Raw genomic sequence first — 20,799 nt, forward strand, 5'->3', positions numbered from 1 at the left:
TGAGAAAACATGGCCTTACCTACTGTTGCCATTGTCGGACGTCCCAATGTTGGGAAGTCAACCCTATTTAACCGAATCGCTGGAGAGCGGATTTCGATTGTAGAAGATATTGAAGGAGTGACTCGTGACCGTATTTATGCGACAGGTGAGTGGCTTAACCGTTCTTTCAGTATGATTGATACAGGGGGAATTGACGACGTTGATGCTCCATTTATGGAACAAATCAAACACCAGGCAGAAATTGCCATGGAAGAAGCAGATGTTATCGTCTTTGTAGTGTCTGGAAAAGAAGGAATTACAGATGCGGACGAATACGTAGCACGTAAACTTTATAAGACCAATAAGCCAGTTATCCTTGCCGTTAATAAAGTTGACAATCCAGAGATGCGAAATGATATCTATGATTTCTATGCTCTGGGCTTGGGCGAACCGCTACCCGTTTCATCTGTCCATGGTATTGGTACGGGGGATGTCTTAGATGCTATCGTAGAAAATCTCCCTCATGAAGTTGAAGAAGAAAATCCAGATGTCATTAAATTCAGCTTAATTGGACGTCCAAATGTCGGAAAATCTAGCTTGATCAATGCTATCTTGGGTGAAGACCGCGTGATTGCTAGTCCCGTAGCTGGGACAACTCGTGATGCTATTGATACTCACTTTACCGATGCTGATGGTCAAGAATTTACCATGATTGATACGGCTGGTATGCGTAAGTCTGGTAAAGTCTATGAGAATACAGAGAAATACTCAGTCATGCGTGCCATGCGTGCCATTGACCGTTCAGATGTTGTTCTGATGGTCCTCAATGCTGAAGAGGGTATCCGTGAGTACGACAAGCGTATTGCTGGTTTTGCTCATGAAGCTGGTAAAGGGATGATTATAGTGGTCAATAAATGGGATACGCTTGAAAAAAACAACCACACCATGAAAAACTGGGAAGAAGATATCCGTGAGCAGTTCCAATACTTGCCTTACGCACCAATTATCTTTGTCTCTGCTTTGACCAAACAACGTCTTCACAAGTTGCCTGAGATGATCAAGCAAATCAGCGAAAGTCAAAATACACGTATTCCATCAGCTGTCTTGAACGATGTGATCATGGATGCCATTGCCATCAACCCAACACCGACAGACAAAGGAAAACGTCTCAAGATTTTCTATGCGACTCAAGTGGCAACCAAACCACCGACCTTTGTGATCTTTGTCAACGAAGAAGAACTTATGCACTTTTCTTACCTGCGTTTCTTGGAAAATCAAATCCGCAAGGCCTTTGTCTTTGAGGGAACCCCAATCCATCTCATCGCAAGAAAACGTAAATAAAAAAGTAGAATCTGGAATGACATTTCCAGATTTTTTTGATAGAATGAAAGCAAAGAAAACGCTATCGAAAAGAGGTGTCGATAATGAAACTGTCGTTTAATCAATTGATACTCTTATTTCCTTGCTTTTGCTTTTTCTATTGGATAGACAATGCTGATAGAAACAGTAAGTTCTTCCCCATCATCTACTATTTCTACTGGATTTATTTTTCCCTTTTTGCTCTGTTTAGTCTGGATCTGACAATTTTTTCATTCTTTTTTTTCCCTCTTGTTCTCAAACATGTATCAGATATGAGTGCTTGGGGTGTTTGGTTGCTGTTGATAGTCCTATCTCTAGGCAGTGACCGGCTAGACTACATCTTCTTCAAAAAAATGTTTCGCTTAAGACGGGAACTAGGGAAGTCTAAAGGAGGAAGACCTTGATTTATATCGGTTTCTATTTGTAGGAGGTGGTTTATGGCGCGTCTAAAATCATTTATTTCATGCTATTCCAAGGTTTATATTGGTTTAGTTTTGTTTATCTGGCTTGCGTTCTTCTTTGTCCTTTGGGGTAATCCGGTTATGGGGGTAAAGATTGACATCTTCATCATACAGAAAATCTTGCTAGTTTTTGGCATTCTGTCTATTTTGATGGCCTTGTTATCCAAGAAAGTCAGTCTTTTTATTTTTGGCATTGTCTGCTGTCTTTCTCTTTGGATTAATCTATTTATCCTATTTGCCATTTTACCAATTTTTGGCAATTGAAGTATCATAAAAGCCAGAGAGGTTAGCTTGGAAACTAGCCTCTTTTTCCTTTTCAAAATGGGGATTCTTCCTTGAAAATAATCAGTAATTATGCTAAAATTAAAAGAACATTCTAAAATATTCGGAATTTAAAGTAAGGAAAAAAATGGCAAATTTATTAAAAACAATTATTGAAAATGATAAGGGAGAACTTCGTCGTCTTGAAAAGATGGCAGATAAAGTCATAAAATATGAAGATGAGATGGCTGCATTGACAGACGAGCAGCTACAAGCAAAAACAGTAGAGTTTAAACAACGCTATCAAAATGGTGAAACGCTTGATCAGCTGTTGTATGAAGCATTTGCGGTTGTCCGTGAGGGAGCTAAGCGTGTCCTTGGTCTCTTCCCATATAAGGTTCAGGTTATGGGAGGGATTGTTCTTCACCATGGTGACGTTCCAGAGATGCGTACTGGTGAAGGTAAAACCTTGACTGCGACTATGCCAGTTTACCTCAATGCACTTTCAGGTAAAGGGGTACACGTTGTTACGGTCAACGAATATCTATCTGAACGTGACGCAACTGAGATGGGTGAGCTCTACTCATGGCTTGGTTTATCGGTAGGGATTAACTTGGCAGCTAAGTCTCCGATGGAGAAAAAAGAAGCTTACCTTTGTGATATTACCTACTCAACTAACTCTGAGATTGGATTTGACTACCTTCGTGATAACATGGTTGTTCGTGCAGAAACTATGGTTCAACGTCCACTTAACTATGCCTTGGTCGATGAGGTTGACTCTATCTTGATTGACGAAGCTAGAACGCCTTTGATTGTGTCAGGAGCAAATGCTGTTGAGACTAGCCAGCTTTATCATATGGCAGACCAATATGTTAAATCACTAGATAAAGATGATTACATCATTGATATCCAGTCTAAAACAATTGGCCTATCTGATTCAGGAATTGACAAGGCTGAAAGTTACTTCAACCTAAGCAACCTATATGATATTGAAAACGTGGCTCTTACTCATTTTATCGACAATGCTCTTCGTGCCAACTACATCATGACCTTGGACATTGACTATGTGGTTAGTGAAGATCAGGAAATCTTAATTGTCGATCAATTTACAGGTCGGACTATGGAAGGGCGTCGCTACTCAGACGGATTGCACCAAGCGATTGAAGCTAAGGAAGCTGTACCAATCCAAGATGAGACTAAGACGTCTGCCTCAATCACCTATCAGAACCTCTTCCGTATGTACAAGAAATTGTCAGGGATGACAGGTACTGGTAAGACAGAGGAAGAGGAGTTCCGTGAAATTTATAATATTCGTGTTATTCCAATCCCGACAAACCGTCCAGTTCAACGTATCGACCATCCAGACTTACTTTTTGCTAGTCTTGAAGCTAAATTTAAGGCTGTTGTAGAAGATGTGAAAGCTCGACACCAAAAAGGTCAACCAATCTTGGTTGGTACTGTTGCTGTTGAAACCAGTGATTACATTTCGAAGAAATTAGTTGCAGCTGGCATTCCTCATGAAGTTTTGAATGCTAAGAACCACTATAAAGAGGCCCAAATCATCATGAATGCTGGTCAACGTGGTGCAGTTACAATCGCAACCAACATGGCGGGTCGTGGTACTGATATTAAGCTTGGTGAAGGGGTTCGTGAACTTGGTGGACTTTGTGTCATCGGTACAGAACGTCATGAGAGTCGTCGTATCGATAACCAGCTCCGCGGACGTTCGGGACGTCAAGGAGATCCAGGTGAATCTCAATTCTACCTCTCTCTTGAAGATGATTTGATGAAACGCTTTGGTTCAGAACGTTTGAAAACTGTCTTTGAACGCTTCAACATGTCTGACGAAGCTATTGAATCTCGTATGTTGACTCGTCAAGTAGAAGCGGCTCAAAAACGTGTTGAAGGAAACAACTACGATACACGTAAACAAGTCCTTCAGTATGATGATGTTATGCGTGAGCAACGTGAGATTATTTATGCTCAACGTTATGATGTTATTACAGCCGATCGAGATCTTGCTCCTGAGATTCATGCCATGATTAAACGCACTATTAACCGTGTGGTAGACAATCATGCTCGTTCTAAACAAAATGAAAAACTAGAAGCTATATTGAACTTTGCTAAATACAATTTACTTCCTGAGGACTCTATCTCTCTTGAAGACTTGTCAGGCTTGTCAGATAAAGCTATCAAAGAAGAACTCTTCCAACGAGCTTTGGTTGTTTACAATAACCAGGTTGCAAAACTTCGTGATGAAGAGGCTGTTAAGGAATTCCAAAAAGTATTGATTCTACGTGTAGTTGACAACAAATGGACAGACCATATCGATGCTTTAGACCAGCTGCGTAATGCTGTTGGGCTACGTGGATATGCTCAGAACAATCCAGTCGTAGAGTATCAAGCAGAAGGTTTCCGTATGTTCAATGATATGATTGGTTCTATTGAATTTGATGTGACTCGTTTGATGATGAAAGCTCAGATTCATGAACAAGAACGCCCTCAAACGGAGCGTCATATCAGTACAACAGCAACTCGTAACATCGCTGCTCAGCAAGCTAATCTTCCAGAAGATTTGGACTTGAGCCAGGTGAAGCGCAATGACTTATGCCCATGTGGTTCAGGTAAGAAGTTTAAAAATTGTCATGCTAAAAGACATTAAGACTGAATACTTTCAGGCGGATGCCTAGTGAAAAGTGAATTTTTACTTGGCGTCCGTTTACTTTATAAGGAGACGACTCATGGTATTTACAGCAAGAAGTCCTAAAATTAATATCGAAGAAGTTCGTAGTTTGTCTAGATTAGATGGAGAGGCACTTTCCAATAAAACACAACGGGACCGAGAGTTAGAAGCTATCATTCGTGGGGAAGATCAGCGTTTATTATTAGTGATTGGACCATGTTCATCAGATAATGAAGAGGCAGTCCTCGAGTATGCCAAGCGCTTATCAGCCCTACAAGAAGAAGTCAAAGATCGTATCTTTATGGTTATGCGAGTCTATACAGCTAAACCTCGTACTAATGGAGACGGCTATAAGGGATTGATCCATCAGCCGAATGCTAAGGAAGCTCCAAGTCTTATTAATGGGATTAAGGCAGTTCGTCAACTGCACTATCGTGTCATTACGGAGACTGGTATGACAACCGCTGATGAGATGCTCTATCCAGAAAATCTACCACTTGTAGATGATTTGATTTCTTATATGGCTGTCGGAGCTCGTTCGGTTGAAGACCAACAGCACCGTTTTGTAGCTAGTGGGGCAGATTTTTCAACAGGTTTTAAAAATCCTACATCAGGCAATCTCAATGTCATGTTTAATGGGATTTATGCAGCTCAAAATAAGCAAAGTTTCCTTTTCCTAGGGAAAGAAGTGGAGACAAGTGGTAATCCACTCGCTCATGCTATTTTGCGTGGAGCCCTAAATGAATATGGGAAAAACATCCCTAACTACTATTATGACAATCTGCTAGAAACCATTGCTCGCTATGAAGAAATGGGTTTGGAAAATCCTTTTATTATCATTGATACCAACCATGACAACTCAGGCAAGCAATACATGGAGCAAATCCGTATCGTTCGTCAGACCTTAATTAACCGTGACTGGAATGAGAAGATCAAGAAATACGTTCGTGGTTTTATGATTGAGTCTTATCTGGAAGATGGACGTCAAAATGCACCTGAGTTTTTTGGTAAGTCTATCACAGATCCATGTCTAGGCTGGGACAATACAGAAGCACTTGTCCGAGAAATCTACCAAACACTAGGAGAATAAGATGGCATTTATCGAAAAAGGCCAAGAAATAGATATTGAGGCCATTAAGGCTGAGACCCAGTTGTCACCTGAAGTCTTGCGTTATAAGGAAGCGCGTGATAAAGAATTGGCATCTATCATCTCAGGTGAGGACGATCGGATCCTTTTAGTGATGGGTCCGTGTTCTTCAGATAATGAAGAAGCAGTATTGGAGTATGCTCGTCGATTAGCCGACTTGCAGAAAAAAGTAGCCGACAAAATCTTTATCGTCATGCGGGTCTATACGGCCAAGCCCCGTACCAATGGAGATGGCTACAAGGGCTTGATTCATCAACCAAATACAAATGAAGCTCCAAGTCTCATCAATGGTTTGCAGGCAGTTCGTCAGCTCCATTACCGCGTAATCACAGAGACAGGTTTGACCACGGCAGATGAAATGCTCTATCCATCAAATCTAGTTTTGGTTGATGATTTGGTCAGCTACCATGCGGTAGGCGCTCGATCAGTAGAGGACCAGGAACACCGCTTTGTAGCCTCTGGGATTGATGCTCCAGTAGGAATGAAGAATCCGACATCTGGAAATCTGTCTGTGATGTTTAATGCCATCTATGCTACACAAAACAAGCAAACATTTCTTTACCATGGACAAGAAGTTGAGACTTCAGGAAATCCTTTGGCCCACGTCATCCTTCGTGGTGCTATGAATGAATACGGCAAAAATGAGCCTAACTTCTACTATGAAACGCTTTTAGATGCCATCAGTCGCTATGAGACTATGGGCCTGGAAAATCCTTTTATCATAATCGATACCAATCATGACAATTCAGGTAAGCAATATATGGAGCAAATTCGAATTGTCCGTCATACCTTACAGAATCGTGACTGGAATGAAAAGATTAAGAAAACGGTCCGAGGCTTTATGATTGAGTCTTATCTAGCTGATGGTCGCCAAAATCAACCAGAAATCTTTGGTTGCTCGATTACCGATCCTTGTCTAGGTTGGGAAAATACAGTAGCCCTGGTAGAAGAAATTTATACTACTTTAACAAAATAAATGAAAAGGATGGAGTTGGGGGAATCTCAACTCCTTTTGATGAGAATGATAGTTGGACACGGAATCGATATCGAAGAATTGGCTTCGATAGCAGGAGCAGTTGAACGGCATGACGATTTTGTCAAACGAGTTTTGACTGCCAGTGAAATGGAACGATTTAATAGTCTTAAAGGTCGTAAACAAATTGAATTTTTAGCGGGGCGCTGGTCAGCTAAGGAAGCTTTTGCTAAGGCTCTTGGAACTGGTATCGGTAAACTTAGTTTTCAAGATTTAGAAGTTTTGAATAACGAGAAAGGTGCCCCTTACTTTAATAAGTCTCCTTTTTCAGGAAAGGTTTGGCTGTCGATTAGTCATACAGATCAGTTTGTAACAGCTAGTGTCATTTTGGAGGAAAATCATGAAATCTAGTCCACACAGACCGACCAAGGCTCTCATTAATCTAGGAGCAATCCGCTATAATATTCAACAAATGGGAGCACACATTACCCAAAATACTCTTAAATGGGCGGTAGTGAAAGCCAATGCCTATGGACATGGAGCTGTAGCTGTTGCAACTGCTATCCAGGATGATGTAGATGGTTTTTGTGTTTCAAATATTGATGAAGCTATTGAACTTCGTCAAGCAGGCATTGATAAAAAAATTCTCATTCTGGGTGTATCGGAGCTAGCGTCCGTTGAACTGGCTCGAGAATTCGATATTGCTTTGACAGTTGCAGGCTTAGAGTGGGTTCAAAGTTTAGTAAGTCATCAGGCTGACCTAGCTGGTTTGACCGTTCATCTCAAGATTGATTCAGGTATGGGACGGATTGGCTTTAGAGAGGTAAGCCAGGTTGAGGAAGCTCAAATCTTGTTGAAAAAACATGGTGCTTGTGTCGAGGGAATTTTCACTCACTTTGCAACTGCAGACGAGGAGTCAGATACCTACTTTAATATCCAGTTGGAGCGTTTTAAAGACATTCTTGCAGGCATGAAGGAAGTGCCAGAATTGGTACATGCCAGCAACTCCGCAACAACTCTTTGGCATGCAGAGACTGTTTTCAATGCAGTCCGTATGGGAGATGCCATGTATGGTCTGAATCCTAGTGGTCAAGTTCTGGACTTGCCTTATAATTTGAATTCTGCCTTGACTTTAGAATCGGCTATCGTCCATGTCAAGACAGTTCCTACTGGTTCTTGTGTAGGATATGGTGCTACCTACCAATCAGATAGCGAAGAAGTAATTGCAACTCTGCCAATCGGTTACGCAGATGGTTGGACGCGAGATATGCAGAATTTCTCAGTTCTGGTGGATGGCCAATTGTGTCCCATTGTAGGGCGAGTTTCTATGGATCAAATTACCATTCGTCTACCGAAGGTATATCCATTGGGGACCAAAGTCACCTTGATTGGTAGGAATGGTGATGAGGAAATTACAGCAACACAGGTAGCGACTTATCGTGGAACTATCAACTATGAGGTAGTCTGCCTCCTCAGTGATCGTATTCCAAGAGAATATCATTAAACAAACAGAAAGGAGAGCAAGATGAATTTGCACCAACCCTTGCATGTCTTATCTGGAGTGGGACCGAAGTCAGCCGAGAAGTACGCTAAATTAGGAATTGAAAACTTGCAAGATCTCTTGCTCTACTTTCCTTTCCGCTATGAGGATTTTAAGAGCAAGCAAGTGCTGGAATTAGAAGATGGAGAAAAGGCTGTTCTGTCTGGCCAAGTTGTGACACCTGCCAGTGTCCAGTATTATGGTTTCAAGCGCAATCGTCTTCGTTTTAGTCTTAAGCAGGGAGAAGTTGTTTTTGCGGTTAATTTCTTTAACCAGCCCTATCTGGCAGATAAGATTGAGTTAGGGGCAACTCTTGCCGTCTTTGGCAAGTGGGACCGCGCCAAAGCTAGTCTGACAGGTATGAAGGTTTTAGCCCAAGTAGAAGATGACCTCCAACCTGTTTATCGATTGTCCCAAGGAGTTAGTCAAGCTGGTCTTGTTAAGGTTATCAAGACAGCCTTTGATCAAGGCTTGGATCTCTTGCTAGAAGAAAACATCCCCCAGTTCTTGCTAGATAAATACAAACTCACGCCCCGTAGTCAGGCTGTGCGTGCCATGCATTTCCCTAAGGATTTAGCAGAGTATAAGCAGGCACTTCGTAGAATCAAGTTTGAAGAACTCTTTTACTTTCAAATGCAGCTACAGACCCTCAAGTCTGAAAATAAGGTTCATGGAAGTGGTCTGGTCTTGAACTGGTCAGAAGATGAGTTGACTAAGGTCAAGGAGACTCTTCCTTTTGCCTTGACCCAAGCCCAAGAAAAAAGCCTGCAAGAAATCCTAACAGATATGAAGTCGGACCACCACATGAATCGACTCTTACAAGGGGATGTAGGTAGCGGGAAGACAGTGGTTGCAGGTCTTGCTATGTATGCTGCTGTAACGGCTGGTTACCAGGCTGCCCTCATGGTTCCAACAGAGATTCTTGCAGAGCAGCATTTTGAGAGTTTACAGGGGCTCTTTCCGGAATTAAAAATCGAGCTTTTGACAGGCTCCTTGAAAGTTGCAAAAAGGCGTGAGGTCTTGGAGACTATTGCTAAAGGCGATGCAGATTTTATTATCGGGACCCATGCCCTGATTCAAGAGGGCGTGGATTATGCTCGCCTTGGCTTGATTATCATTGATGAGCAACACCGTTTTGGTGTAGGACAGAGACGAATTCTGAGAGAAAAAGGAGACAATCCTGATGTCCTCATGATGACAGCAACTCCTATTCCAAGAACCTTAGCCATCACAGCCTTTGGGGATATGGATGTTTCAATTATCAACCAGATGCCAGCTGGGCGAAAACCTATCATCACTCGCTGGATCAAGCATGAACAACTGCCTCAAGTCCTAACCTGGCTTGAGGAAGAAATACAAAAAGGTTCCCAAGCCTACGTCATTTCCCCTTTGATTGAAGAATCAGAAGCCCTGGACCTTAAAAATGCCATTGCCTTGTCAGAAGAATTGACGGCTCATTTTACAGGAAAAGCAGAAGTAGCCCTCTTACATGGGAAGATGAAGAGTGATGAAAAAGACCAGATTATGCAGGATTTCAAAGAAAGAAAAACGGATATCTTAGTTTCTACAACCGTTATCGAGGTTGGGGTCAATGTTCCCAATGCAACAGTTATGGTTATCATGGATGCCGACCGTTTTGGCCTCAGTCAGCTCCACCAGCTTAGAGGTCGTGTAGGTCGAGGGGATAAACAGTCCTATGCGATTCTTGTCGCTAATCCCAAGACCGACTCTGGGAGAGACCGGATGCGGATTATGACGGAAACGACTAATGGGTTTGTTCTAGCTGAAGAAGATTTAAAAATGCGTGGATCTGGAGAGATCTTCGGGACCAGACAATCAGGGCTACCAGAATTTCAGGTGGCAGATATTATCGAAGATTTCCCTATTTTAGAAGAAGCTAGAAAGGTTGCCAGCTATATCAGTTCGCTACCAAACTGGCAAGAGGATCCAGAATGGCATATGGTTGCCCTCAATCTCCAGAAGAAAGAATATTTGGATTAAGTTTTCTCTAAGAAAATGTTAAGTAAGCTTTTAGAATTATCGCTTATAGTAGAGTTACCAAAAAGAAATGAGGAATGTCCGATGACAATTAAAGTAAACTATCAGAAAATATTTCAAACAGAACCACAACCTTCTCCTAAATATTAAGAAAAGAGCTGCAAGGCTCTTTTTCTGTCTATAATGTAAACTTAGACTAGGGATTAATAGAATTATTGGTCCAGTCTATTTACTAATGCTAATAAGGTTGTTATAATTATCGAAACACATCAATTTACTTCTGAAAGGAGTTCACATGACTTTAGAAACAAGAGCTATTGCGGTTCAAGATACTTATGGCGAAAGATTCCAACATTGCTGGGGTTGTGGTCCTAAAAATGATTTGGGCTTGCATTTAAAAACTTATCCAAGTGTTGAAGGTACAAGTTGTATCAGTCGTATCAAGGTGGATCCTCAGTACACTGGTGGAGTACCTGCTAATTTGTTTGGTGGTATGATTGCAGTTATCTTTGATTGTCACGGGACTGCTTCGGCAGCATGGTTTTCACATCATGAAAAAGGCTTGGACTTAACGGCAGAAACTGTGATTGGACGTTTTATTACTGCCCATTTAGAAGTTGATTATCTAAGTCCGACTCCAATCGATGATGAAATCATTGTTACCTCTACACTTGAGGAATTGGGAGCTAGAAAAGCAATCGTTAACATGGAAATGACTGTTGCTGGCAAGGTGAGAGCAAAGGCTAAAATGGTGGCAGTTGCTGTCAAAGACACTATGTAAACAAAGAGAATAAATAGTGAGAGCAAGGAATTGCTCTCTTTTTTCGTATTAGAATGATTTCATTTGTCAAATCCTAGGTAGATGAGGTCTCCTAGAGAAAATCCCTTGAAACTACTTTTAAACTAAACTTGATTAGCTAGAGAGCTTAAATACACTTTCTGTTTTAAGGTCTTTCTTGCAATGAATTTCCAGATATGATACAGTTATGATAACGCTTGCAAGAAGGAGGATTCTATGAGAAATCCAGCATTACTAGAAGAAATGAAAACTTATAAAGGACGTGATGAAGTCCCTCAAGAGTTTGATGCATTTTGGGATGGAGAGCTAGCAAAATTGTCTACTCTACCGGCTTACCAGTTAGAAGAACGTAATTTTCATATTCCAAATGTTCATTGCTATGAATTGACCTTTAAAGGGACTCGTGATGGACAAGTTTATGCCCGTGTCGTATTGCCAAAACTAGAGAAGAAAGTTCCTGTCATTTTCCACTTCCATGGTTATATGGGTCGTGGTTGGGACTGGACTGATATGCTCGCCTTTACGGTAGCTGGCTACGGTGTCGTGACCATGGATGTGCGAGGTCAATCTGGCTATTCTCAAGATGGCTTACGATCTCCGCTAGGGAATACAGTCAAGGGTCAAATTATCCGTGGAGCAGTAGAAGGAAAAGATCAACTCTTTTTCAAGGATGTCTATCTGGATATTTATCAGCTAGTTGAAATTGTGGCCAGTCTTCCACAAGTTGATGAAGAACAGTTGGCAAGTTACGGTGCTTCTCAAGGAGGAGCCTTGGCTTTGGTTGCTGCTGGTCTCAACCCTCGCATCAAGCGTACAGTTGCTATTTATCCATTCTTATCAGACTTCAGACGAGTCATTGAGATTGGTAATACTAGTGAAGCCTATGATGAACTTTTCCGCTATTTTAAGTTTCACGATCCCTTCCATGAAACAGAAGATCAAATCATGGAAACTCTGGGTTACATCGATGTGAAAAACTTTGCTCATCGTATTAAAGGACCTGTTCGAATGATTACAGGACTTGATGATGATGTTTGTTATCCAATTACCCAATTTGCTATCTACAATCGTTTGACCTGTGAAAAGAGCTATCGTATCATGCCAGAGTACGCTCATGAGGCCATGAATGTCCATGTTAATGACCAAGTCTATAATTGGTTGTGTGGGAGTGAGATTCCATTTACCTACCTTGTTCAATAAAATTTCCTGAGACTTCTCATGAAGTCCAGGATTTTTTATACAGGATGAAAGTAGTTTCATAAAGTTTGATTCTTCTAACTATATTTGAAAGTAAAATCTATTATACACTAGTATATCTATAATTTGTAATATTTATTATATAATAAACATAATAATAAATTTGAAAGGAGAAAAACTTGGAGCTAGTTTAGTTTTAAGTTGCAAGAGTAGTTTAAATTAAAAAGAGTGGGACTCCCATTCAATAATACAGTTTCTTTTTGCCCTAAGTATTTAGGATTAAAATTTTTTCAAAAAAGAAAGCGCTTTATTTTTTAATAAGAAAGGGAATATATGAATCAGAGACATTTTGATCGAAAACAACGATATGGAATTCGAAAATTTACAGTTGGAGCAGCTTCAGTAGTGATTGGAGCAGTTATTTTTGGTGCTGCCCCAGTCTTGGCACAAGAAGCCACAACAGCAAACAAGGAGGCAGAAGCAGGAGCTCTTACTAATGTAGACAAGGAACTTGTAGATAAAGTAGGAACAGAGAATAATAATGGAACTGAAGTAAACCGTGAAGAGCTGAAAGCAAACCCAGGGTCTGAAAAACCAACAGAAACAGAAGCATCAAACGAAACTCCAGCTACAGAGAGTGGAGACGAAGAAGTTGGAAACATTCCTCGTGACTTTTATGCAAGAGAGTTGGAAAATGTAAATACTGTTCTAGAGAAGGAAGATGTTGAAACCAATCCTTCAAACGGTCAAATAGTTGACATGAAAGACGAGCTGGACAAGGTTAAAAAACTTCAGAATGCGACTATTCATATGGAGTTCAAACCAGATGCATCTGCACCAAATTTATACAGTCTTTTCTCAGTTTCAAGTGATACCAAAGTAGATGAATACTTCACCATGGCAATCCTTAATAACACAGCTATCGTTGAAGGTCGTGATGCCAATGGAAAACATTTCTATGGTGATTATAAAACTGCTCCTTTGAAGATTAAGCCAGGTGAGTGGAACTCTGTAACCTTTACAGTTGAAAGACCAAATGCAGACCAACCAAATGGTCAAGTTCGCGTCTATGTAAATGGTGTCTTGTCTCGAACAAGTCCTCAGTCTGGTCGTTTCATCCAAGACATGCCAGATGTCAATCGTATGCAAATTGGTACATTGAAACGTAAAGGCAAAAACCATTGGGGCGCTAATCTTAAAGTCCGTAATCTAACTGTTTATGATCGTGCCCTTTCTCCAGAAGAAGTTAAAAAACGTAGCCAACTTTTTGAAAGAGGAGAGTTGGAGAAGAAACTTCCTGAAGGAGCAAAAGTTACGGATAAACTGGACGTTTTTGAAGGTGGTGAGAACCGCAAGCCAAATAAAGATGGTATCGCAAGCTACCGTATTCCAGCCCTACTTAAAACGGATAAGGGAACCTTAATTGCTGGAGCAGACGAGAGACGTTTGCATCACTCTGACTGGGGTGATATCGGTATGGTCGTTCGTCGTAGTGATGATAAGGGTAAAACTTGGGGAGATAGAATCGTCATCTCAAATCCTCGTGACAATGAGAAGGCTAAGAGAGGTCATGCAGGCTCACCAGTCAACATTGACATGGCCCTAGTCCAAGATCCAAAGACGAAGCGAATCTTTGCCATCTATGATATGTTCGTAGAAGGCGAAGCTGTTAGAGATTTGCCAGGAAAAGCGCCACAAGCTTATGAGAAAATTGGTGATAAGGTATACCAAGTCTTGTACAAACAAGGTGATGCAGCACGTTATACAATTCGTGAAAATGGCGAAGTTTTTGACCCTGAAAATAGAAAGACAGAATACCGTGTTGTAGTTGATCCTAAGAAACCAGCCTATAGTGATAAGGGTGACCTTTACAAGGGTGAGGAACTAATCGGTAATGTCTACTTTGATTACAGCGACAAGAACATCTTTAGAGTTTCAAACACTAATTATCTCTGGATGTCTTATAGTGATGACGATGGAAAAACTTGGTCTGCACCTAAAGATATTACATACGGCATTCGTAAGGACTGGATGCACTTCTTAGGTACTGGACCTGGTACAGGTATTGCCTTGCATTCAGGACCTCATAAAGGGCGTCTGGTTATCCCAGCCTACACAACAAATAACGTATCCTACCTAAGTGGTTCTCAGTCTTCACGCGTCATTTACTCAGATGACCATGGTGAAACTTGGCACGCTGGTGAAGCTGTCAATGATAACCGCCCAGTAGGCAACCAAACAATTCACTCTTCAACTATGAATAATCCAGGTGCTCAAAATACTGAGTCAACTGTTGTGCAGTTGAATAATGGAGATCTCAAACTCTTCATGCGTGGATTGACAGGTGATCTTCAAGTAGCGACAAGTAAAGATGGTGGAGCGACTTGGGAAAAAGATGTAAAACGCTATTCAGATGTCAAAGACGTCTACGTTCAAATGTCTGCCATTCATACGGTGCACGATGGTAAGGAATATATCATCCTCAGTAATGCAGGTGGGCCAGGACGTTACAATGGTTTGGTACACTTGGCACGTGTGGAAGCTAATGGAGACCTAACTTGGCTCAAGCACAATCCAATTCAAAGTGGCAAATTTGCTTATAACTCATTGCAAGATCTTGGAAATGGCGAATTTGGCTTGCTTTATGAGCATGCGACTGCCACTCAAAATGAATACACCTTGTCTTATAAGAAATTCAACTGGGATTTCTTAAGTAAGGATATGATCTCTCCAACGGAAGCAAAAGTGAAAAATGCAGTTGAAATGGGCAAAAACATTATTGCTTTAGAATTTGATTCTGAAGTCTTAGTCAATCAGGCCCCAGTTTTGAAATTAGCTAATGGTAATTTGGTTCCATTCTTAACTCAGTATGATACGAAAACTCTATTATTTGCTGTAAGAAAAGAAGACATCGGTCAAGAAATCACTGAAATTGTAGCAGGTGCTATTGAAAGTATGCATAACTTACCAGTGAAACTTGAAGGAGCTGGGATTCCAGGGGGAACTAATGGCAACGAAATTGCTATCAATGAAGTTCCAGAATTTACAGGTGGTGTAAACGGTGAAGAAGGTTCCGTTCATGACGCACCAGGATATGAAGGTGGCGTGAATGGTGAATCCGGATCGGTTCACGAAGCACCAGAATTTACAGGTGGCGTGAATGGTGACGAAGGTGCAGTTCATGAAGTCCCAGAATTATCTGTTGAAGAAAGCTCAAAAGGTGACCCTGCAGTCCATGAAGTTCCAGAATATGAAGGTGGCGTGAATGGAGAAACAGGTTCCGTTCATGACGCACCAGAATATGAAGGTGGCGTGAATGGTGACTCAGGTTCTGTTCATGAAGTTCCAGAATACGAAGGTGGCGTGAATGGAGAAACAGGTTCCGTTCATACAGTATCAGAATATGAAGGTGGTGTGAATGGAGAAACAGGTTCCGTTCATGACTCACCAGGATATGAAGGTGGCGTGAATGGAGAAACAGGTTCCGTTCATGAAGCGCCAGGATATGAAGGAGGTGTGAATGGAGAAACAGGTTCTGTTCATGAAGTTCCAGAATATGAAGGTGGCGTGAATGGAGAAACAGCTTCCGTTCATGACGCACCAGGATATGAAGGAGGTGTGAATGGTGACTCAGGTTCTGTTCATGAAGTTCCAGAATACGAAGGTGGCGTGAATGGAGAAACAGGTTCCGTTCATACAGTATCAGAATATGAAGGTGGTGTGAATGGCGCAAGTGGTTCCGTTCATGAAGTCCCAGAATTTGCAGGTGGTGTGAATGGGGACTCAGGTGCAGTTCATGAAATTCCAGAATATGAAGGTGGTGTGAATGGAGAAACAGGTTCTGTTCATGCAGCATCAGAATTTGCAGGTGGTGTGAATGGCGCAAGTGGTTCCGTTCATGAAGTCCCAGAATTTGCAGGTGGTGTGAATGGAGAAACAGGTTCTGTTCATGCAGCATCAGAATTTGTAGGTGGTGTGAATGGCGCAAGTGGTTCCGTTCATGAAGTCCCAGAATTTGCAGGTGGTGTGAATGGATCGGATGCAACTATCCGTGAAGAATTACATCAAGCGAAGCTTCCAGCAAGTATAACAGAGAATCCACTAGCTTTATCTCTATCAAATGATAGAACATACAAAGCACCATCTGTTGACGTGGTGGGAGACAAATTGCCTGAAACAGGAAGTGAAGATGTAAGTCCTCTTGCATCTGTAGGACTTATAGGCTTACTCCTAGCTATGTTTGCTGTTGGCAAGAAAAAAGAAGATTAATAAAATAGCTAAAATCGATGAATTTCATCAAGAAATTTAATGTTGATAAGAAGGAGCCGTAACTAGAACTGGTTACGGCTTTTTATTTGGGTATTAAAAGAGTGGAGGAAGAAGTTTAAGGCTAGATCTATTGAAAATATCGCTTAGTAAAAGATGCCCCTCGAGCGTAGTCTGATAAAAGTGAGGAATTTACTCCAAAAACCAGAAAGTAGTTTCGAAAAAATAAAATTCAGCTCACATTCTTGAAAGTAAAATCTGTTATATATTAATCTATCTAAAAATGTGAAATTTTATTATATAATGAAGGTAGGATAAAAATGAAAGGAGAAGCAAAATCTCTCTTTAACTAAGTAATAAAAGAGATTAATGCTCGTTACAGCGAGAGAAAGCATGAAAAAAATGAGGAGACTCATTTGTCAAATAGATTTATTTTTGAATTTAGTTAGAAGGACTAAAAATTTTAAGCAAAAAAGAAAGCGCTTTATTTTCGAGGTGAAAGGAAAAGAAATGAAACATAGTCATTTTGAAAAAAAACAACGATATGGAATTCGTAAATTTGCAGTTGGGACAGCTTCGGTCGTGATTGGAGCAGTTGTTTTCGGTGCGTCACCAGTATTAGCTCAAGAATCAACAACTACCAGTAATGAGACTACTGAACTTGGAGTAGACAAGGGTCAAACTGAAAAAGTCGCAGATATCGAAAAGAATGTTACGGAGTCTAATGGGGTAGATACAGTTACACATACATCTACAGAAGCACATACTGGAACAGATACAACTGCAATAGCAGAAACGGCAGAAGCAACTAGAGAAACGGAAAAAGATCCAGCTTCGCTTCCACGTGACTATTATGCTAGAGAGTTAGAGAACGCCAATACTGTTCTTGAAAAAGAAGATGTAGAGACAGATACTTCAAATGGCAATAGAATTGACTTGACTGGTGAGTTGAATAAGCTAAAAGAACTTCAAAACGCAACCGTTCATATGGAGTTCAAGCCAGATGCATCTGCACCAGCATTTTACAACCTGTTCTCAGTGTCGAGTGATACGGTTCGAAATGAATATTTCACCATGGCTGTTTACAACAATGTTGCCTTGATTGAGGGCCGCGATCAAAACGGTGACCAATTTTATGATAGATACACAGACGCACCATTAACAGTCAAACCAGGTCAGTGGAACTCAGTAACCTTTACAGTTGAAAAACCGACTACAGACTTTCCTAATGGACGAGTTCGTCTGTATGTTAACGGTGTTTTATCTCGTACAAGTCTCAAGTCTAGTAAGTTTATCAAAGATATGCCTGATGTGACTCATGCACAAATTGGTTCCACAAATCGTGCAGGAAGTATGGTTTGGGGGGCAGGCTTACAAGTTCGTAATCTAACTGTTTACGATCGTGCCTTGAGTCCAGAAGAGGTTCAAAATCGTAGCTACCTCTTTGAAAGATCCGAATTAGAGAAAAAGCTTCCAGAAGGAGCTGAGATAACAGATAAAAAGGATGTCTTTGAAGCTGGTAAAAATGGGCAGTCAAATCCAGATGGTATTAATAGCTATCGTATTCCAGCCCTCCTTAAGACTGACAAGGGCACTCTGATTGCTGGAGCTGACGAACGTCGATTGCACCACTATGACTGGGGAGATATCGGTATGGTCGTCAAACGAAGTGAAGATCAGGGTCAAACATGGGGAGATCGTATCACACTTACGAATCTACGCGACAATCCAAAAGCTACTGATCCATCTGTTGGTTCACCAGTAAATATCGATATGGTTTTAGCCCAAGATACTGAAACCAAACGAATCTTTTCAGTCTATGATATGTTCCCAGAAGGAAAAGGTATCTTTGGGATGTCAGCTGAAAAAGAGGAAGCTTATAAAGAAATTGATGGGAAAACCTACCAAATTCTCTATCGTGAAGGAGAAAATGGTGCCTATACTATTCGTGAAAATGGTGTTGTCTACACACCAGAAGGTCAGGCAACGGATTACCGTGTTGTTGTAAATCCTGTCAAGCCGGCTTATAGCGATAAAGGTGATCTTTATCAGGGTGAGCAGTTACTAGGAAATATCTACTTTACAAGTAATAAAACTTCTCCATTTAGAATTGCTAAAGACAGCTACCTATGGATGTCTTACAGTGATGATGATGGTAAGACTTGGTCTGCGCCACAAGATATTACCCCAATGGTCAAAGCTGATTGGATGAAATTCTTAGGTGTGGGACCTGGAGTGGGAATTACCCTCCAGAATGGACCTCATAAAGGTCGGATTGTCATTCCTGTCTATACGACGAATAGAACAAACCACCTTAATGGTTCTCAATCATCTCGTATCATCTACTCAGATGACCATGGTAAGACTTGGCATATGGGTGGCGGTGTCAATGATAACCGTACACTTTATGATGGCACAGTAGTTGATTCAAGCAACATGAACAATTACTATGCTCAAAATACGGAGGCTTCAGTTGTTCAGCTGAACAATGGTCAGTTGAAACTCTTTATGCGTGGTTTGACAGGTGATTTGCAAGTTGCGACAAGTAATGATGGTGGTATTACATGGGACAACTATGTAGCACGCTATGATGTACCCGATGTTTATGTTCAAATGGCGGCGACTCATACGGTTCAAGATGGTAAGGAGTATATCCTTCTAGCAAATGCTAATGGACCAGGTCGTAAGAATGGTTACATTCGAGTGGCTCGTGTAGAAGAAGATGGCGAGTTGACTTGGCTGCACCATCATTTGATTCAAGAAGGGGAGTATGCCTATAACTCACTTCAACAGATAGGGCCAAAAGAATTTGGTCTCTTGTACGAACATCATGAAGCTGGTGGCAATCCTTATACTCTATCCTTCAAGAAATTCAACTGGGATTTCTTAACGAAGGAAAGAATTTCTCCTAAAGAAGCCAAAGTTAAAAATGTTATTGAAAAATGGCCAGGAATTCTTGCAGTAGAATTTGATTCAGAAGTTTTGGTTAACAAAGTACCAACACTTCAGTTGGCAAATGGTAAAAAAGTAAACTTCATGACCCAGTATGATACTAAGACTTTGCTATTTACAATGGACAAGTCAGATATTGGTCAAGAAATAACTGGACTTGCTTCTGGAGTAATTGAGAGTATGCACAACCTTCCAGTTAATCTTGAAGGAGCAGGTATTCCTGGATCAGTAAATGGTAGCGAAGCAGCAGTGCATGAAGTACCAGAATTCGAGGGTGGCGTAAATGGTGAATCCGGAGGAATTCACGAAGTCCCAGAATTTACAGGTGGCGTAAATGGTGCAGAGGGAGCAATTCATGAAGTTCCGGAATTGACCGTTGAAGAGAATGCTAAAGGCGAGAGCGCAGTCCATGAAGTCCCAGCTTTTGAAGGTGGCGTAAATGGCGACTCTGGTGCAGTCCATGAAGTCCCAGCCTTTGAAGGTAGCGTAAATGGCGACTCTGGTGCAGTCCATGAAGTCCCAGCTTTTGAAGGTGGCGTAAATGGCGACTCTGGCGCAATTCACGAAGTCCCAGCCTTTGAAGGTGGCGTAAATGGTGAATCCGGAGGAATTCACGAAGTCCCAGAATTTACAGGTGGCGTAAATGGCGACTCTGGTGCAATTCATGAAGTGCCAGCTTTTGAAGGTGGCGTAAATGGCGACTCTGGTGCAGTCCATGAAGTGCCAGCTTTTGAAGGTAGCGTAAATGGCGACTCTGGTGCAGTCCATGAAGTGCCAGCTTTTGAAGGTAGCGTAAATGGCGACTCTGGCGCAATTCACGAAGTGCCAGCTTTTGAAGGTAGCGTAAATGGCGACTCTGGCGCAATTCATGAAGTACCGGCTTTTGAAGGTGGAGTGAATGCCACTGAAGCAGCTGTCCATAAAATTCTAGATTACAAAGATGAGCAATCTCTTGTGTCACTTGCAATGTTACAAGGTAAGACTTACCAAGCACCAGCAGCTAGTCAACAGGCACTGCCAGAAACAGGAAGTGAAGATACAGCAACTCTAGCAAGTCTAGGACTTGTAGGAATGCTTCTTGGTATGTTCACCATTGGTAAGAAAAAAGAAAATTAAAATAGATCCCAATTGAAAGTTGTATAATGAGAATTTTCTATTGGTAAACAAGAAGTCGTAACCCTAGT

13 protein-coding genes are annotated in these 20,799 nt (G+C 41.3%); all 13 read left to right on the forward strand.

Translation table 11 applies throughout. From position 1 onward, the window contains the following. Nucleotides 1–9 precede the first annotated feature (9 nt). The 13 genes from der (at nucleotide 10) to QM941_RS06405 (ending at nucleotide 20,731) form a co-directional block, all read left to right on the forward strand. Complete coding sequence (gene der / locus QM941_RS06345; RefSeq protein WP_414339777.1) at nucleotides 10–1,320, forward strand: ribosome biogenesis GTPase Der; 1,311 nt, start codon at nucleotides 10–12, stop codon at nucleotides 1,318–1,320. 83 nt (nucleotides 1,321–1,403) lie between these two features. Further along, the gene (locus tag QM941_RS06350) at nucleotides 1,404–1,742 is read left to right on the forward strand and encodes a hypothetical protein (RefSeq protein WP_414339779.1); all 339 of its coding nucleotides are present in this window, start codon (nucleotides 1,404–1,406) and stop codon (nucleotides 1,740–1,742) included. A 33-nt stretch (nucleotides 1,743–1,775) separates the two neighbouring features. Next, nucleotides 1,776–2,063: a hypothetical protein gene (locus tag QM941_RS06355; RefSeq protein WP_414339781.1), complete on the forward strand. Its 288-nt coding sequence runs from the start codon at nucleotides 1,776–1,778 to the stop codon at nucleotides 2,061–2,063. 145 nt (nucleotides 2,064–2,208) lie between these two features. Continuing rightward, nucleotides 2,209–4,722 carry a preprotein translocase subunit SecA gene (secA, locus tag QM941_RS06360; protein ID WP_414339783.1) on the forward strand — a complete coding sequence of 838 codons (2,514 nt, stop codon included), beginning with the start codon at nucleotides 2,209–2,211 and terminating at the stop codon, nucleotides 4,720–4,722. 79 nt (nucleotides 4,723–4,801) lie between these two features. Further along, nucleotides 4,802–5,833, forward strand: coding sequence for a 3-deoxy-7-phosphoheptulonate synthase (locus QM941_RS06365; protein WP_414339785.1), 1,032 nt, complete (start codon nucleotides 4,802–4,804; stop codon nucleotides 5,831–5,833). Nucleotide 5,834: 1 nt separating this feature from the next. Then, complete coding sequence (locus tag QM941_RS06370; RefSeq protein ID WP_414339787.1) at nucleotides 5,835–6,866, forward strand: 3-deoxy-7-phosphoheptulonate synthase; 1,032 nt, start codon at nucleotides 5,835–5,837, stop codon at nucleotides 6,864–6,866. Between the two features lie 9 nt (nucleotides 6,867–6,875). Further along, nucleotides 6,876–7,274: a holo-ACP synthase gene (gene acpS, locus QM941_RS06375; RefSeq protein ID WP_414339897.1), complete on the forward strand. Its 399-nt coding sequence runs from the start codon at nucleotides 6,876–6,878 to the stop codon at nucleotides 7,272–7,274. After that, nucleotides 7,264–8,367 carry an alanine racemase gene (alr, locus tag QM941_RS06380; RefSeq protein WP_414339789.1) on the forward strand — a complete coding sequence of 368 codons (1,104 nt, stop codon included), beginning with the start codon at nucleotides 7,264–7,266 and terminating at the stop codon, nucleotides 8,365–8,367. Before acpS ends, alr begins: the two co-directional genes overlap by 11 nt. Nucleotides 8,368–8,388: 21 nt before the next feature. Continuing rightward, a complete protein-coding gene (gene recG / locus QM941_RS06385; RefSeq protein ID WP_414339791.1) occupies nucleotides 8,389–10,404 on the forward strand; it encodes an ATP-dependent DNA helicase RecG in 2,016 nt (671 codons plus the stop codon). A 292-nt stretch (nucleotides 10,405–10,696) separates the two neighbouring features. Then, nucleotides 10,697–11,182 (forward strand): acyl-CoA thioesterase, encoded by a 486-nt coding sequence (locus QM941_RS06390; protein ID WP_414339793.1) that lies wholly within the window; start codon nucleotides 10,697–10,699, stop codon nucleotides 11,180–11,182. Between the two features lie 234 nt (nucleotides 11,183–11,416). Beyond that, nucleotides 11,417–12,400, forward strand: a complete 984-nt coding sequence (locus QM941_RS06395) for an acetylxylan esterase (RefSeq protein WP_414339795.1) — start codon at nucleotides 11,417–11,419, stop codon at nucleotides 12,398–12,400. 330 nt (nucleotides 12,401–12,730) lie between these two features. Further along, nucleotides 12,731–16,666 (forward strand): SIALI-17 repeat-containing surface protein, encoded by a 3,936-nt coding sequence (locus QM941_RS06400; protein ID WP_414339797.1) that lies wholly within the window; start codon nucleotides 12,731–12,733, stop codon nucleotides 16,664–16,666. Nucleotides 16,667–17,173: 507 nt separating this feature from the next. Next, entirely contained in the window at nucleotides 17,174–20,731 is a 3,558-nt protein-coding gene (locus QM941_RS06405; protein ID WP_414339799.1) for an SIALI-17 repeat-containing surface protein, read from the forward strand. The last annotated feature ends 68 nt before the right edge of the window (nucleotides 20,732–20,799 follow it).

The sequence above is a fragment of the Streptococcus timonensis genome, from assembly GCF_047460355.1.
GTDB lineage: Bacteria > Bacillota > Bacilli > Lactobacillales > Streptococcaceae > Streptococcus > Streptococcus timonensis_A.

What these genes read in the sequence shown, in the direction of transcription:
- der (WP_414339777.1), top strand. Translation starts at nt 10, where the DNA reads ATGGCCTTACCTACTGTTGCCATTGTCGGACGTCCCAATGTTGGGAAG.
- QM941_RS06350 (WP_414339779.1), top strand. Translation starts at nt 1,404, where the DNA reads ATGAAACTGTCGTTTAATCAATTGATACTCTTATTTCCTTGCTTTTGC.
- QM941_RS06355 (WP_414339781.1), top strand. Translation starts at nt 1,776, where the DNA reads ATGGCGCGTCTAAAATCATTTATTTCATGCTATTCCAAGGTTTATATT.
- secA (WP_414339783.1), top strand. Translation starts at nt 2,209, where the DNA reads ATGGCAAATTTATTAAAAACAATTATTGAAAATGATAAGGGAGAACTT.
- QM941_RS06365 (WP_414339785.1), top strand. Translation starts at nt 4,802, where the DNA reads ATGGTATTTACAGCAAGAAGTCCTAAAATTAATATCGAAGAAGTTCGT.
- QM941_RS06370 (WP_414339787.1), top strand. Translation starts at nt 5,835, where the DNA reads ATGGCATTTATCGAAAAAGGCCAAGAAATAGATATTGAGGCCATTAAG.
- acpS (WP_414339897.1), top strand. Translation starts at nt 6,876, where the DNA reads ATGGAGTTGGGGGAATCTCAACTCCTTTTGATGAGAATGATAGTTGGA.
- alr (WP_414339789.1), top strand. Translation starts at nt 7,264, where the DNA reads ATGAAATCTAGTCCACACAGACCGACCAAGGCTCTCATTAATCTAGGA.
- recG (WP_414339791.1), top strand. Translation starts at nt 8,389, where the DNA reads ATGAATTTGCACCAACCCTTGCATGTCTTATCTGGAGTGGGACCGAAG.
- QM941_RS06390 (WP_414339793.1), top strand. Translation starts at nt 10,697, where the DNA reads ATGACTTTAGAAACAAGAGCTATTGCGGTTCAAGATACTTATGGCGAA.
- QM941_RS06395 (WP_414339795.1), top strand. Translation starts at nt 11,417, where the DNA reads ATGAGAAATCCAGCATTACTAGAAGAAATGAAAACTTATAAAGGACGT.
- QM941_RS06400 (WP_414339797.1), top strand. Translation starts at nt 12,731, where the DNA reads ATGAATCAGAGACATTTTGATCGAAAACAACGATATGGAATTCGAAAA.
- QM941_RS06405 (WP_414339799.1), top strand. Translation starts at nt 17,174, where the DNA reads ATGAAACATAGTCATTTTGAAAAAAAACAACGATATGGAATTCGTAAA.